Origin of the sequence: Roseobacter sinensis (genome assembly GCF_025755255.1) — a bacterium.
Lineage (GTDB): Bacteria > Pseudomonadota > Alphaproteobacteria > Rhodobacterales > Rhodobacteraceae > Roseobacter > Roseobacter sinensis.
The window spans coordinates 167,220-180,624 of the sequence record NZ_JALIEB010000002.1; the positions used below are offsets into that span (position 1 = coordinate 167,220).

Annotated in this window: 13 protein-coding genes; 6 read left to right on the forward strand and 7 right to left on the reverse strand. The window is 64.9% G+C overall.

The features are described from left to right. Nucleotides 1–43: 43 nt before the first annotated feature. A complete protein-coding gene (locus tag MUB52_RS03710; protein WP_263842846.1) occupies nt 44–1,123 on the reverse strand; it encodes an ABC transporter ATP-binding protein in 1,080 nt (359 codons plus the stop codon). Nucleotides 1,124–1,250: 127 nt separating this feature from the next. Between MUB52_RS03710 and MUB52_RS03715 the strand changes: the two genes are divergently transcribed. After that, nucleotides 1,251–2,240 carry a nuclear transport factor 2 family protein gene (locus MUB52_RS03715; RefSeq protein WP_263842847.1) on the forward strand — a complete coding sequence of 330 codons (990 nt, stop codon included), beginning with the start codon at nt 1,251–1,253 and terminating at the stop codon, nt 2,238–2,240. On the opposite strand, the gene MUB52_RS03720 is transcribed toward MUB52_RS03715, so the two are convergent. Beyond that, the gene (locus MUB52_RS03720; protein ID WP_263842848.1) at nt 2,232–4,406 is read right to left on the reverse strand and encodes a thiamine pyrophosphate-dependent enzyme; all 2,175 of its coding nucleotides are present in this window, start codon (nt 4,404–4,406) and stop codon (nt 2,232–2,234) included. The two genes, MUB52_RS03715 and MUB52_RS03720, sit on opposite strands and share 9 nt — an antisense overlap. Before the next feature lie 111 nt (nt 4,407–4,517). After that, entirely contained in the window at nt 4,518–5,741 is a 1,224-nt protein-coding gene (locus tag MUB52_RS03725; protein ID WP_263842849.1) for an acyl-CoA dehydrogenase, read from the reverse strand. A gap of 102 nt (nt 5,742–5,843) precedes the next feature. Here MUB52_RS03725 and MUB52_RS03730 point away from each other — a divergent pair, with 102 nt between their 5' ends. Next, nucleotides 5,844–6,752, forward strand: a complete 909-nt coding sequence (locus MUB52_RS03730; RefSeq protein ID WP_263842850.1) for a LysR substrate-binding domain-containing protein — start codon at nt 5,844–5,846, stop codon at nt 6,750–6,752. A 111-nt stretch (nt 6,753–6,863) separates the two neighbouring features. Here the strand turns inward: MUB52_RS03730 and MUB52_RS03735 are convergent, their stop codons facing one another. After that, complete coding sequence (locus tag MUB52_RS03735; protein ID WP_263842851.1) at nt 6,864–8,426, reverse strand: bifunctional metallophosphatase/5'-nucleotidase; 1,563 nt, start codon at nt 8,424–8,426, stop codon at nt 6,864–6,866. 198 nt (nt 8,427–8,624) lie between these two features. Here MUB52_RS03735 and MUB52_RS03740 point away from each other — a divergent pair, with 198 nt between their 5' ends. Together MUB52_RS03740 and MUB52_RS03745 are read left to right on the forward strand one after the other, a co-directional pair. Next, nucleotides 8,625–8,975, forward strand: coding sequence for a DUF952 domain-containing protein (locus tag MUB52_RS03740; RefSeq protein ID WP_263842852.1), 351 nt, complete (start codon nt 8,625–8,627; stop codon nt 8,973–8,975). Further along, nucleotides 8,972–10,015 carry a quinone-dependent dihydroorotate dehydrogenase gene (locus MUB52_RS03745; RefSeq protein ID WP_263842853.1) on the forward strand — a complete coding sequence of 348 codons (1,044 nt, stop codon included), beginning with the start codon at nt 8,972–8,974 and terminating at the stop codon, nt 10,013–10,015. The genes MUB52_RS03740 and MUB52_RS03745 overlap by 4 nt, the downstream gene beginning before the upstream one ends. On the opposite strand, the gene MUB52_RS03750 is transcribed toward MUB52_RS03745, so the two are convergent. From MUB52_RS03750 to MUB52_RS03760, 3 genes are read right to left on the reverse strand one after another with little or no spacing between them, the layout of a single operon-like run. After that, nucleotides 10,012–11,346 (reverse strand): MATE family efflux transporter, encoded by a 1,335-nt coding sequence (locus tag MUB52_RS03750; protein ID WP_263842854.1) that lies wholly within the window; start codon nt 11,344–11,346, stop codon nt 10,012–10,014. The genes MUB52_RS03745 and MUB52_RS03750 overlap by 4 nt on opposite strands. Further along, nucleotides 11,339–11,854 (reverse strand): PaaI family thioesterase, encoded by a 516-nt coding sequence (locus MUB52_RS03755; protein WP_263842855.1) that lies wholly within the window; start codon nt 11,852–11,854, stop codon nt 11,339–11,341. Before MUB52_RS03755 ends, MUB52_RS03750 begins: the two co-directional genes overlap by 8 nt. Further along, nucleotides 11,851–12,273, reverse strand: a complete 423-nt coding sequence (locus tag MUB52_RS03760; RefSeq protein ID WP_263842856.1) for a PaaI family thioesterase — start codon at nt 12,271–12,273, stop codon at nt 11,851–11,853. The genes MUB52_RS03755 and MUB52_RS03760 overlap by 4 nt, the downstream gene beginning before the upstream one ends. A gap of 133 nt (nt 12,274–12,406) precedes the next feature. On the opposite strand from MUB52_RS03760, the gene MUB52_RS03765 reads away from it, so the two are divergent. Further along, the gene (locus MUB52_RS03765) at nt 12,407–12,781 is read left to right on the forward strand and encodes a MerR family transcriptional regulator (protein ID WP_263842857.1); all 375 of its coding nucleotides are present in this window, start codon (nt 12,407–12,409) and stop codon (nt 12,779–12,781) included. 204 nt (nt 12,782–12,985) lie between these two features. After that, nucleotides 12,986–13,387, forward strand: a complete 402-nt coding sequence (locus MUB52_RS03770) for a MerR family transcriptional regulator (RefSeq protein WP_263842858.1) — start codon at nt 12,986–12,988, stop codon at nt 13,385–13,387. Nucleotides 13,388–13,405: the final 18 nt, after the last annotated feature.

Here is a 13,405-nt window from a genome sequence, read left to right on the forward strand (position 1 = left end):
GGCTGCACCCGTTGGTTGGCCCCCTGAGCAGGGGCGTATCGGGTCAGGCGCTCTGCGCGCGGTGGTGCTCATCTCGTTCCGCGCGCATGCCTGTATCGGTGTCGAAGAGGTGGCAGATACCGACCGGCACGTTGAAAGACACCGTCTCGCCGATCTCCGCCCGGAATTCCTTGTGCGCTTTCACCGAGACAAGCTGGCCGCCCGCGCGCACCGTGAGCATCGTCGCGTCGCCCAGAAGCTCGATGGTGTAGATCGGCGCGGTGATCTGTCCGCCTGCATCTTCCGCGAGCGTCGCGTCCTCGGCGCGGAACCCCAGGGTGACCGGACCATCGGGACCCGAGAGACCCGAGATCGAAACCTTGTCGCCGATGAACGTGCCGTCGCGCATCTCGCCGTCCATCAGGTTCATCGCGGGGCTGCCGATGAAGCTCGCCACGAAGGTGTTCGCGGGGTGGTCGTAGATCTCGGTCGGCGTGCCGACCTGCTGGACCTTGCCCTGCTTCATCACCACCACACGATCCGCCAGCGTCATCGCCTCGATCTGGTCGTGGGTCACGTAGACGGTGGTGACCTTCAGCTCGTGACTGAGGTTCTTGATCTGCGCGCGGGTCGACACCCGAAGCTTGGCGTCGAGGTTCGACAGCGGCTCGTCCATCAGGAAGACGTTCGGCTCGCGCACGATCGCCCGGGCGAGCGCCACGCGCTGACGTTGACCGCCCGACAGCTCGGCGGGTTTGCGATGCAGGAAATCGTCGAGCTCCACCATGGCCGAGGCCCGGCGCACCCGCTCATCATGTTCGGCCTCGGGCACCTTGCGGACCTTGAGCGGGAAGCGGATGTTCTCGTAGACGTTCATGTTGGGGTAAAGCCCGTAGGACTGGAACACCATTGCGACGTCGCGATCCTTGGGGTCGAGGTCGTTCACGACGCGCCCGTCAATCACGATTTCGCCCTCGGTCGCATCCTCGAGCCCTGCGATCATGCGCATCGTGGTCGTCTTGCCGCAGCCTGACGGACCCAACAGCACGAGAAACTCCTGATCGGCAATGGTGAGGTCGAAATTGTCGACACCAACGAAGCTGCCCCATCGCTTGTTGACGTTGCGCAACTGGATTTCGGCCATGTGTCCCCCACTGTCGCAGACCCGATTTTGTCGGATTGAAATCACGCTAGACATCACCGACGGCGCTTGGCAAGGATTTTTTGCACACGTGTGCAAACCCCGATGACGACCTCCAGGATCCCTTAGAATGCCCGATCTGCGACACGAGATTCATGATATCTTAAACACTGTTCTTGCCGGTAACGATGCCGCGCTGCGGCGGGCCTGCGCGGGTGTGCTGGACCCGGCCTGCGTCTTTGAAATCTCGCATCCCTTGGGTCGTCTGGAGGGGCTCGACGACATCATTCAGGGCTTCTACGACCCTCTGCGCGCTGCGTTGCGGCACGTCTACCGAAGGGACGAAATATTCATCGGAGGGGCCAACCGCCGTGCCGCAGGCGGGCAGTGGATCGCGACCGTCACGCACTACGTCGGCACCTTCGATGCTGCATTTTTTGGCATGAATCCCTCCGGCCGGCTGGCGTTTTTGCGCGCCGGCGAATTCTACAGAGTGGCGAACGGGCGCATAACCCAGGCGCGAATCATCCTCGATTTGCCGGATCTGATGCGGCAAGCGGGGCGCGATCCTTTTGGCGGGTTGCTCGGGCTGGAGACACTGTTCCCGGGCCCCGCGACCCACGACGGGGTGCTGCCGCAGACAGGAGATGGCAGCGCGAGCCTTGATCTGGTGGAGGCGATGCTGGGTGATCTGCACCTCTATGACCCCACAACCGGGGCATCGCGTGGCCAGACCGGCCCAGACGGCTATTGGGCAGAGGATATGATGTGGTACGGGCCCTGCGGCATCGGCTCGAACTACCGCTGGGAGGGGTTCGTGAAGGATCACCGCGCGCCGTTTCTGAGCGCCTTCCCCGACCGGAAGGGCGGCAACCACTACTGTCGGATCGGAGATGGGAACTACGCCGCCATCTCGGGCTGGCCGTCGATGACGATGACGCATCAGGGGTCCTATCTGGGCGTGCCGCCGACGGGCCAGCGGCTCACGCTGCGGGTGATGGATTTCTACCGCTGCGCCGGCGGCAAGATCGCCGAGAACTGGGTGCTGCTCGATTACATGGACCTGATGGATCAGATGGGGGTGGATCTGATCGCCCGGTCCAACGCGATGTCAGCTTAAGGCCCTCACGGCAGCGACAATCCCATCGCGCGAGGGCAGCGTGGCGGCATAGGCCGGGCCCGTGGCGATGAAGCTGTCCTCGGCGGTATAGCGTGTAGCGGTCCGACCATGCTCGGACATCAGCGCCATCAGCGCCTCCGCCTGCCCGCCGGTGCGGCGGCATTCATCCACGATCAGCACATGGGCGCAGGGTTTGATCGCCTCAAGCAGCGCGGCTTCGGGCAGTGGCGCCAGCCAGCGCAGGTCGATGACACGGGTGGCGATCCCGTCTTGCTGCAACAGCTTTTGCCCCTGGCGCGCCAAGTAATACCCGTTCCCGTAGGTCACGATGGCCACATCGCCCCCCTGCCCATGAACCCCGACCTCCCCAAGCGCTGCGCGCTGGTCAGGCGCGGGGTAGCGCGTCATCCAGGCCCCATCGCCCGGATCATGCAGATCGCGCATGGGGTAGAGCGCAATGGGCTCGACCACCACGCAGACGCGTTGTTCGTCGCGCGCGAGGCGGTGGCATTCGCGCAGCATCATGGCAGCCTCGGCGCCGCTCGACGGGCAGGCAATCACCAGCCCCGGAATATCGCGCAGCACCGCAAGCGAGTTATCGTTGTGGAAATGCCCGCCAAAGCCTTTCTGGTACCCGAGCCCGGCGATGCGCAGCACCATCGGGTTGGTCCACTGCCCGCGGCTGAAGAAGGGCAGCGTCGCCGCCTCGCCGCGCAGCTGGTCCTCGGCATTGTGCAGATAGGCGAGGAACTGGATCTCAGGCATCGGGACAAAGCCGTTATGCGCGGTGCCGATGGCCAGCCCGAGGATCGATTGCTCATCGAGCAGCGTGTCGATGACACGGGTGGCGCCAAAGCGGCTCTGCAGCTTCTGCGTGACGCCGTAGACCCCGCCCTTGCGGCCCACATCCTCGCCCATGATCAGCGTCTCGGGATGGGTCAGCATCAGATCATGCAGCGCCCAGTTGATGATGCGCGACATCGGCTGGGGGCTGTCCATCTGGCCCATGTCACTGCCGAAGGTCGCGGCACGCGTCTCCGGATCCGGACCGTTTGTGGCAGCACAGGGGCGGCGCGGCGGGACCAGGCTGGCCATCACGTCCTGCGCGGTGGTGAGATGCGGCCGCTCCGCCACCTTGGCAGCCTCGACCGCAACCGCCGTCAGCGTCTCGTCGTAGATCCGGGCCAGATCGTCCGGCGAGGCCGCGCCCGCTTGCACCAAAAGACGGGCAGAATGCAGCAGCGGGTCGTTCGCCTCCTCCGCCTCGACCTCCGCCCGTGGCAGATAGCTGGTGGCGACATCCGCCCCCGCATGACCATAGAGCCGGACCATCCGCAGGTGCAGGAGTGCGGGCTTGCGCTGACGCCGGACGTAGTCGGCGGCCTCGGATGCGACGGCATAGGTCTCGAAGAGATCGAGCGCGTTGGCCTCGAAATACCGCAACCCGGGCCGATGCTGCAGCGAGGCCTTGATCCACCCCGGGGGCGTCTTGGTGGAGATGCCGATGCCATTGTCCTCGCACACCATCAGCAGAGGCAGAGCCGCCCCCTGCACCGATGTCCAGCCCGCGGCATTGATCGTCCCCTGCGCAGTGGAGTGGTTGACGGAGGCATCGCCGAAGCTGACCATCGCAATGCCGTCCTCGGGCAGGGCCCGATGTTCCGGCGCCTGCCGCCGCGCGAGCCCCAGGCTATAGGCCGCCCCCAGCGCCTTCGGCAGATGGCTGGCGATGGTCGAGGTCTGCGGCGGGATCATCAGCGGCTTGCTGCCCAAGACCTTGTGTCGCCCGCCGCTGGTGGGGTCATCCGAGGAACAGGCGAAGCTCAGCAGCATGTCGCGCATCATGCCAGGCTGCCCCGCCTGATCGGCGCGCGCGAGCTGAAAGGCCGCATCGCGGTAGTGCAGGAAGGCGATGTCATCGACCCGCAGGGCATGGGCGACAGCGGCCATGCCCTCATGTCCCGAGGAGCCGATGGTATAGAACCCCTGCCCTGCCTTCTGCATCGCACGGCTCTGAATATCGAGCGCACGGCTCGTCACCTGCGCCCGGTAGAGCCGCAGCGCCTCATCCGGACGCAGCGGACCCGCGGGCGCGGCCCCGTCCGGAAAATCCTCCGCCGCAACTCGCCTGAGAAAATTGGTGTGGACGATCTCGACGCGGTCCATCCCTGCCTCTCTCTTTGCACCCGGTCTGCTGCGCGCCGGCTTCTTCTGGCCAAAAATATCCTCGGGGGAGTCCGCCGCAGGCGGGCGGGGGCAGACAGCCCCCTCAACCGATCAGAAAAACGCCTGCAGGCCGGTCTGCGCACGCCCCAGGATCAGCGCGTGCACATCATGGGTGCCCTCGTAGGTATTCACCGTCTCGAGGTTCATCATGTGGCGGATCACTTGGAACTCGCCTGAAATGCCGTTGCCGCCATGCATGTCCCGCGCCATCCGCGCAATCTCCAGCGCCTTGCCGCAGTTGTTGCGCTTGACAATCGAAATCATCTCGGGCGCGGCCTCGGCCCGATCCATCAACCGGCCGACCTGCAGCGAGGCCTGCAAACCCAAAGCGATCTCGGTCTGCATATCCGCCAGCTTCTTCTGGTAAAGTTGTGTGCCGGCGATCGGTTTGCCGAACTGCTTGCGGTCGAGCCCGTATTGACGCGCCGCGTGCCAGCAGAACTCCGCAGCCCCCATCGTGCCCCAGCTGATGCCATAACGCGCACGGTTCAGGCACCCGAACGGCCCTTTCAGCCCCTGAACGTTCGGCAGCAGGGCCTCTTCACCGACCTCAACGCCATCCATGACAATTTCGCCGGTCACGGAGGCGCGTAAGGAGAGTTTGTTGCCCACCTTCGGCGCCGACAACCCTTTCAGTCCCTTGTCCAGAACGAAACCGCGGATCTTGCCGTCATGGGCCTCGGACTTTGCCCAGACCACGAAAACATCGGCGATGGGCGCATTCGAGATCCACATCTTCGAGCCCGTCAGACGATACCCCGTGGCCGTCTTCTCGGCGCGCGTCTTCATGCCCGCAGGATCAGAGCCCGCATCGGGCTCGGTCAGGCCGAAACATCCAATCCATTCGCCGGCACAGAGCTTCGGCAGATACTTCTCCCGCTGCGCCTCGGAGCCATAGGCATAGATCGGGTAGATCACGAGGCTCGACTGCACCGACATCATCGAGCGGTACCCGCTGTCCACACGTTCGATCTCTCGCGCCACGAGACCATAGGAGACGTAAGAGCCGCCCAGACCGCCGTAGGTCTCGGGGCAGGTGACCCCCAGAAGCCCCATCTCACCCATGTCGCGGAAAATCTCGGGGTCGGTGAGTTCCTTCTCGAAGGCCTCGATGATGCGCGGCTGAAGCTTTTCCTGCGCATAGGCCTGCGCGCTGTCGCGGATCATGCGCTCGTCTTCTGCCAGTTGATCGTTCAGCCGGAACGGATCCGACCAGTCGAACGCGCCCAGATCGGGGGCGTCCTTGGCGTTCAGGATTGGTGTCTCGACGTTCATCTGATCTCCTCCTGTTCCGGGCGGGCATTCGCACCCATTATTGCAAAAGCGCGCGCAAATGACTAACGATCCTTTGTCCTGTCAGTCATGAGAAAAACTCATATGTTCCTGCCGCGCCGCTACCTGCCGTCAATGTCTGCGCTCCTGGCCTTCGAGGCGACCGCGCGGCTGGGAAGTGCGACACAGGCGGCTGCGGAGCTGTCGCTGACCCAGAGTGCGGTGAGCCGCCAGCTGAAAGCGCTCGAAGACCAACTCGGTGTTGCGCTCCTGACCCGTGCCGGGCGCGGGCTGGTGCTCACGCCCAGGGGTCAGGATTATGTGCGCGAAGTCCGCGGCATGCTGCAACGACTGGCGCAAGCGACGGTGTCGGTGCAGACCGAGGCGGAGGGCGGGCCGCTGAACCTCGCGATCCTGCCGGCCTTCGGCATGCACTGGCTCGCGCCACGCCTGCGCGACTTCGCGCGGCGGCATCCGGAGGTTACGGTCAACCTCTCAACCCGTTTCGCCCCATTCGACTTCCGCGGCACCAGCTTTGATGCAGCGATCCACTTTGGGCGCGAGGACTGGCCCGGCGTGCGCTATCTGCCGCTGCTGCCGGAGACCGTGGTGCCTGTCTGCGCGCCCGCACTGATCCCCAGGCCGCTTGACGATCCGGGGCAGATCCTGGACTACGATCTTCTGCATCTGGATACGCGCCCGCGTGGATGGGCGCGCTGGCTTCACGCTGTTGGACACCACGTCGAGCCGCCGCCGGGCATGGTCTTCGACCAGTTTTCCACCATGGCACAGGCGGCGATTCACGGGCTCGGCATCGCCTTGCTGCCGACCTTTTTCGCTGAGCCTTACCTGACGAGCGGGCAGCTTGTCCTCGCCTCTGAACAGACCTCCCAAAGCATCGGCAGCTACTACCTGGTCTGGCCCGCGGAGCGTGCAGAACCGTCGGCCTTATCTTCGTTTCGGGACTGGCTCGCCGGCCAGAGCGCCCCGGCCGAGCGCCAAAATCAGGCATGATATGGGCCCGAGCGATGCGCTTGAAAGACCTCGGACATCTCAGTGGCCGCATGACAAAAAAACGCGCGCGCAAGCCTGACCTGCGCGCGCCGAAGCTCTTCACTATGCGGTTTACTTCGCCGTGATGCGACCGTCCGTATAGGGCGTGTAGGGTCCGTTGGCAGCGAGAAACTCCGCCGTCACATCCGCGAGATCGGGCCCGAAGTCATAGGCATTCTGCGCGTCCTTGAACATCGCGTAGCCATCGCCGCCATTGCGCACGTAGTTGTTGGAGACCACCGAATACAGCTTCTCGGGATCGATCGGCGCGCCGCCGACCATCACGTCGCTGATCCGGCTGCCGGCGGGCTGGCTGGCGTCAAAGGCATAGCTCATGCCTGCCACCTGCGGGAAGCGCCCGGCACCATCCTCGATCTGGCTCACACCGTTTTCGAGGGCTGCGACAATGCTGGCGCCGGTGACCTGGAAGGTGCTGAGCGTGTTCTGGAACGGCAGAACGGTCAGCACCTCGCCCATGGTCACCTCGCCTGCGTCAATGCTCGCGCGGATGCCGCCACCGTTCTGGATGGCGATCTCGACGCCCTGATCCTTCACGCGGTCCAGCATCGCATCGGCTATGAGGTTGCCCATGGCGCATTCCTGCGCCCGGCAGGTCTCGCGCGCACCGATGATCTCGGCGGCGGTCTCGGCCACGACTTTCTGCTTCAGCTCTTCTATGGGTGCGCCCATCTCGGCAATGCGCGCGAGGACGGACTCATCCGGGATCACGGAGGCGTCGAGCAGCATCGGCTCACCCGTGACCGCGGTGACCGCACCCGCATCGTCGAACGTCACCGCGAGGTGACCGAGGTATTTCGTGTAGGCATAGGCCTGCGCCACTGGTGTGCCTTCGACCATCTCCGGGTATGCCGGCGTGTCATCGTCGTCATTGCTCATCAGCGTGTGGCTGTGCCCGCCAATCACCACGTCGATGCCCGGCACGTTTGCAGCGATGTCGCGGTCCTTGCGCAGACCGACGTGGTTCAATGCGATGATGATATCGACGCCCTCGGCTTCGAGCGCGGCCACATCCGCTGTCAGCGCTTCGATCTCGTCCTGAAAGACGACACCGTCACCCGGGCTGGAGGTTTCGACAGTGTCGGTGGCCAGCGCCGAGACGATGCCGATGGTCTTGCCACCAACCTCCAGCGTCAGGTGATCGGCCACCTTGCCGTCGAGCAGCGCTTCACCGGAGAGATCGAGGTTGCCTGAGACCACGGGGAAGCTCACCTTCTCGATGAAATCCGCAAGGCCCTGGGGTCCGTCGTCGAATTCGTGGTTGCCGACGGCCATGGCGTCATAGCCGATGGCCTGCATGAACTCGGCTTCGGCTGCACCCTTGTAGGTGGAGTAGAAGAGCGAGCCCTGGAATGGATCGCCCGCGTCGAGCAGCAGCACGTTCTGTCCGTCGAGCTCGGCGCGCTTCTGATCCACGGCGGCTTTGACACGGGCCACACCGCCGAAGCAGCTGCCCTCGGCCTCGCCTTCGGCATCGCAGGTCGAATCGAATTTGTTGATCGATTCAATGCGGCTGTGCATGTCGTTGGTGTGCAGAATGTGCAGCGTATACTCCGCGGACGCCACGCCAGCACTCAGCGCAAGCAGGGCCGTCGCGGTGAGGAATCGGTTCATCATATCTCCCCTTTTTGAGTTTTGTGGCGGTATCGTGACGCCGCTCTGAGGGCGTGTCAAAGCCTCTCTGCGCACAGCCAATCCTGCCGATGCGTCAACGCCGGACGGCGCCCAAAAACGCGACAGCGGAACAGGCAGGTGGGGTGGGCTTTCAGGCCACCCCCGCTTGACGCCCCGCGCGCCAGCGGGCATGAGCGCCCCATGCTGATTTTCAAGATTTTCCGGGCCGAGGAATGGGCGTCGCTTCAAGCGGCCGGCGAGACCGCGGGCGCGCCCATCGATCTGGCTGATGGCTACGTGCATTTCTCGACTGCCGCCCAAGCCGCTGAAACCGCGGTCAAGCATTTCGCGGGTGAACACAACCTGACGCTGCTGGCTGTCGAGGCCGACCGGCTCGGCGACGATCTGAAGTGGGAGGTGTCGCGGGGCGGCGCGCTCTTCCCGCACCTCTACCGCGCACTCCGGATGGAGGATGTGGTCTGGGCAATGCCCCTGCCGCTCGAGAACGGCGTGCATCGCTTCCCCGCCGGATTGAGCGAGGCCAGCGGTTGAGCGTGGCGTTGGAGCGGTTGGGGCTGATCGCCCTCGGTCGGATCGACCCGGAAACCGCCCATGGCCTGGCACTCAAGGCCTTGCGCGCCGGACTGGGGCTGGCACCCGGGCCTGTGACCTCCGACCGGCTAAAGACCCGCCTCGCCGGGCTTGACCTGCCCAATCCCGTCGGCCTTGCCGCGGGCTTCGACAAGAACGCGGAGGCCATCGCGCCGCTGGCTCGGGCGGGCTTCGGCTTTCTCGAAGTGGGCGCCGCGACGCCATTGCCTCAGCCGGGCAACCCGAGGCCCCGGCTCTTTCGGCTGCGCGAGGACGCGGCCGCCATCAATCGCTTCGGGTTCAATAACGACGGTATGGAAGGGATTGCCACGCGCCTCGGGGCCGTGCGGGCGGCCATTCCCGTCGGCGTGAACCTCGGCGCCAACAAGACCAGCCCGGACCGCGCCGCGGATTTTGCGCAGGTGATGGACCACCTCCAAACGGTCGTCGATTTCGCAACGGTCAATGTCTCCTCGCCCAACACCGAGAAGCTGCGCGATCTGCAAGGGCCGGCGGCACTGGCGGCCCTGCTCGACGGGGTGATGCAGGTGCGGAGCGACACGCCGGTTTTCCTGAAGATCGCGCCAGACCTCTCGGAGGCAGAGATTTCCGATATCGCCGCGGTCGCACGGCAGGCGGGGGTGGATGCGATCATCGCAACCAATACGACGCTGGCGCGCGATGGCCTCAAGAGCGCCCATGCGCGGGAGGCGGGCGGGCTCTCCGGCCAGCCGCTCTTTGACCGGTCGACTCGCGTTCTGGCGCAGCTCTCGGCACAAACGGATATCCCGCTGATCGGCGTGGGCGGCGTGGGCTCCGCCGCGCAGGCCTATGCCAAGATCCGCGCGGGCGCCTCCGCCGTGCAGCTCTATACCGCGCTGGTCTATGGCGGGCTGTCGCTGGTGCGCGAGATTGCCGAGGGCCTCGACGAGCTGCTCGCACGCGACGGGTTCGGCAATGCCGCCGAAGCCGTGGGCACGAGCCGCGCCGACTGGCTCTAGCGCGTCTCCGCCGCGGCTTCCAGCGCGGGATAGCGCAGGCCCAGCGTCACCCCCCGCGCCACGAAGGAGATAAGCAGCGCGAGCCAAAGCCCGTGATTGCCAAGCGTCGGCAACAGCACCGCAATCGCCACCCAGTAGACCGCAAAGCTCAGCGCCATCATGTTGCGCATGTCCTTGCTGCGTGTCGCACCGATGAAGATGCCGTCGAACATCCAGGCCGCACAGCCCAGCAGAGGCGCCGCGACCATATAGGGCAGGAAGGCCCGCGCGGTCTGTTGCACCTCGGCGTTCTTCGCCATGAGGTCGATGATCCAGCCGCCCGAGAGCGCGAAGGCCGCCGCCGTGGTCACGCAGATCACCAGACCCCAGAGCGAGGTCACCAGCGCTGCGCGCCGCACATAGGCGCGGTCGCCCTGGCCAAATGCGCGGGCGATCAGCGTCTCGGCGGCAAAGGCAAAGCCGTCCATCGCGTAGGCCGTGATATACATGAACTGGATCAGCACCTCGTTCGCCGCGAGGATCACATCGCCAAAGCGCGCGCCGATGAAGACGAAGGACGAAAAGATGATCATCAGCATGGCCGAGCGCAGCAGGATATCGGTGTTCAGAAGCGCCATCCGGATGAGCTTGGCGCGGTCGAAGATGCGCGGCCACTCGCGCCAGGCGGGGCGGGCAAAGGCGCCGCGGCAGAACCACAGGCCGAGGGCGGCGCCGGTCAGCTCGGCAATGACGGTCGCCACGGCGACCCCCGGCACACCCCACTCGAACACCAAAACGAAGAGAAAATCGAGCAGGATGTTGACCCCGTTCATCACCAGCTGCACCCAGAAGACGCCTGCGGTCCGCTCCATCGCCACCAGCCAGCCGGTCAGCGCATAGACTGCGATGGCCGCCGGCGCCGTCCAGATGCGGATGGTCAGGTAGGACCAGGCGAGGCTCGTAACCTCCTCGCTGGCATCCGCCAGCGCCAGTGCGGCCCAGAAGATCAGGGGCTGCAGCAGGATCAGCGCCCCGCCACCTGCAAGGGCGACCAGCAGCGCGCGGGTGAGCCAAGCGGAGACCTCGTCGCTGTCCCCTGCCCCTTCTGCCTGGCCCACAAGACCCACGGTGCCCATGCGCAGAAATCCGAAGATCCAGTAGACCGTTGAGAGGATGATGGCGCCAAGTGCGACGGCTCCGATGGGGGCGGCCTCGCCCATCTGGCCCACCACGCCCACGTCGACCGCGCCGAGGATCGGCACCGTGGCATTGGACAGAACGATCGGCAGGGCGATTTTCAGAACGCGGGTATGGGTGACCCCGACGGCCGCGCCCTGGACGGTATCACTCACGCCGCTGGGGCATCAGGAAGTGCCCGGTCGCCTGCGCAAAGAGCCGGTTGCGGTTGTCCTGCCAGGCCTCCACATGCACGCTGGCATAGCGGCGGCCCGAGCGGTTGATCCGCGCCCGCGCATAGGCATCACGCGGCAGGCCCGACCGCAGGTAGTCGGTCGAGATGTCGATGGTTTTTGGCAGGCGCGGTAGGCCACCGGCCTCCAATGTCGCCGTGTCGATGGCTCCCGACTCCACATCTTCCCAAAGATACGTCCAGCTTAAGGTGATAATCGCAGTGACCTCCAGGAAGGCCGCCGTCACCCCGCCGTGGATCGCCGGCAGCATCGGGTTGCCGATGAGCTTCTGATCGAAGGGTAGGACGCCGGTGAGCTCGTCGCCTTTGCGCTCGAACTGCATGCCGAGATACTGGATGTAGGGCACGCCCTCGACCAGTGCGCGCAGGGTCGCGTCGCGGCGCTGCTTGATCACCTGCACCGGTTCGGGCTTGCGGCGCGGCTGCCTCATCGCGTGCCCTCCACGGTGAAGGCGCCCGCGGCCGCGGCCACCGGGTTGTCCGCATCGTCATCCGTGGCCGTGGCGCGCACAAAGGCCACGGTGCGTGTGACGTGATAGCAGGTGGCGCGCGCGGTGATGGCCTGCCCCGGGGTCGCAGCCCGCATATAGTCGATGCGCAGGTCGATCGTCGCCGTGCCGCCCGGGGCTGCGGGATGGCTCATCACCGCCGCCCCGCAACAAGTGTCCATCAGCGCCGAGACGGCCCCGCCGTGCAGCACACCCGTTTCGGGATCGCCCACCAGCTTCTCATCATAGGGCATCTCAATCACCGCCTCGCCTTCGCCCATCTCGGTCAGGCGCATGCCCAGGGCCTTGCTGTGCGGAATGGCTTCAATGAATTGTCGGGCGATGTCCGTCTTGGTGGCCATGGGTGCGTCTCCATCGGGCGACGCCCGTGCTTCCGTCGCCTCCTTTATCAACGCATCGCCTGCCCGAGGGCAAGAGCGGTGGTTGCGCTTGGAGAGGACGCGGCCTAGCTTGGGAGACAGGGAGAGATTTCGTATGGCAGACCAACGCCTGACGTTCAAGGAAATGTGCGCTGAATTCGACGTGACACCGCGCACCTTACGCTACTACGAGTACATCGAATTGCTGCAACCTGACCGCGAAGGCCGCGCGCGCTTCTATGGCCCCCGCGAACGGGCCCGGATGAAGCTGATCCTGCGCGGCCGCAAGTTCGGCTTCCAGCTCGAAGATATCCGACAGTGGCTGCTGATCTATGAGAACGAGGGCACTTCGGCGCAGATGGCGGCCTGGGTCGATCTGGCCGATGGACAGCTGAAGGAGCTGGCCGAGCAGCGCCGCCAGCTCGACGAGGCAATGGACGAGCTCAAGGATCTGCGCGATTCTGTGGCCAGCGAAATCGGCAAGAGCTGATCACCCGCCTCGGCAGGCGGATATTTGCAAATGATACCCGGTCGATGGCGCCTCGGCGCGATGTGACGCGACGTGCCTCTGGGCTTCCTGAGCGACAGGTGCCAAAGTGACGTGACGTTCGGGTTACGTAAACGTCAGCTCCTGTTGTAGCCCGGTCTTCAGTTCTTATCTGTGCCGCGTTCCGATGTGAGAAAAGTAAAGACAATGACCGACGATATCATGACCATCCGCGAGATGTGCAACGCCTTCGAGGTGACGCCTCGTACCTTGCGGTTTTACGAGTCGAAAGAGCTGCTGTTCCCGGTCCGAGAGGGGCAGAAGCGTCTCTTCACCCGACGCGACCGGGCGCGACTCAAGCTCATCCTGCGCGGCAAGAAATTCGGCTTCAGCCTGGAGGAAATCCGCCAGCTGCTGGACCTCTACGATATGGGCGATCAGCAGCAGACGCAGCTGGAGCGCACCTATGAGGTGGCGCGCGAACGGCTCGACGATCTGGTCAGCCAGCGTGACGCGCTGAACGAAGCCATCGCCGAGTTGACCGAACAACTGAAATGGGGGGAAGACATGCTGACCTCCCTGCGGGCGCCCCGCAGCGCCGCCGAATAATCGACCCGACATCACGCT

Coding starts and splice junctions, on each gene's coding strand:
- MUB52_RS03755 (WP_263842855.1), bottom strand. CDS start 11,854: ATGAGGCAGCCGCGCCGCAAGCCCGAACCGGTGCAGGTGATCAAGCAG.
- MUB52_RS03730 (WP_263842850.1), top strand. CDS start 5,844: ATGTTCCTGCCGCGCCGCTACCTGCCGTCAATGTCTGCGCTCCTGGCC.
- MUB52_RS03720 (WP_263842848.1), bottom strand. CDS start 4,406: ATGGACCGCGTCGAGATCGTCCACACCAATTTTCTCAGGCGAGTTGCG.
- MUB52_RS03760 (WP_263842856.1), bottom strand. CDS start 12,273: ATGGCCACCAAGACGGACATCGCCCGACAATTCATTGAAGCCATTCCG.
- MUB52_RS03710 (WP_263842846.1), bottom strand. CDS start 1,123: ATGGCCGAAATCCAGTTGCGCAACGTCAACAAGCGATGGGGCAGCTTC.
- MUB52_RS03765 (WP_263842857.1), top strand. CDS start 12,407: ATGGCAGACCAACGCCTGACGTTCAAGGAAATGTGCGCTGAATTCGAC.
- MUB52_RS03740 (WP_263842852.1), top strand. CDS start 8,625: ATGCTGATTTTCAAGATTTTCCGGGCCGAGGAATGGGCGTCGCTTCAA.
- MUB52_RS03735 (WP_263842851.1), bottom strand. CDS start 8,426: ATGATGAACCGATTCCTCACCGCGACGGCCCTGCTTGCGCTGAGTGCT.
- MUB52_RS03725 (WP_263842849.1), bottom strand. CDS start 5,741: ATGAACGTCGAGACACCAATCCTGAACGCCAAGGACGCCCCCGATCTG.
- MUB52_RS03715 (WP_263842847.1), top strand. CDS start 1,251: ATGCCCGATCTGCGACACGAGATTCATGATATCTTAAACACTGTTCTT.
- MUB52_RS03770 (WP_263842858.1), top strand. CDS start 12,986: ATGACCGACGATATCATGACCATCCGCGAGATGTGCAACGCCTTCGAG.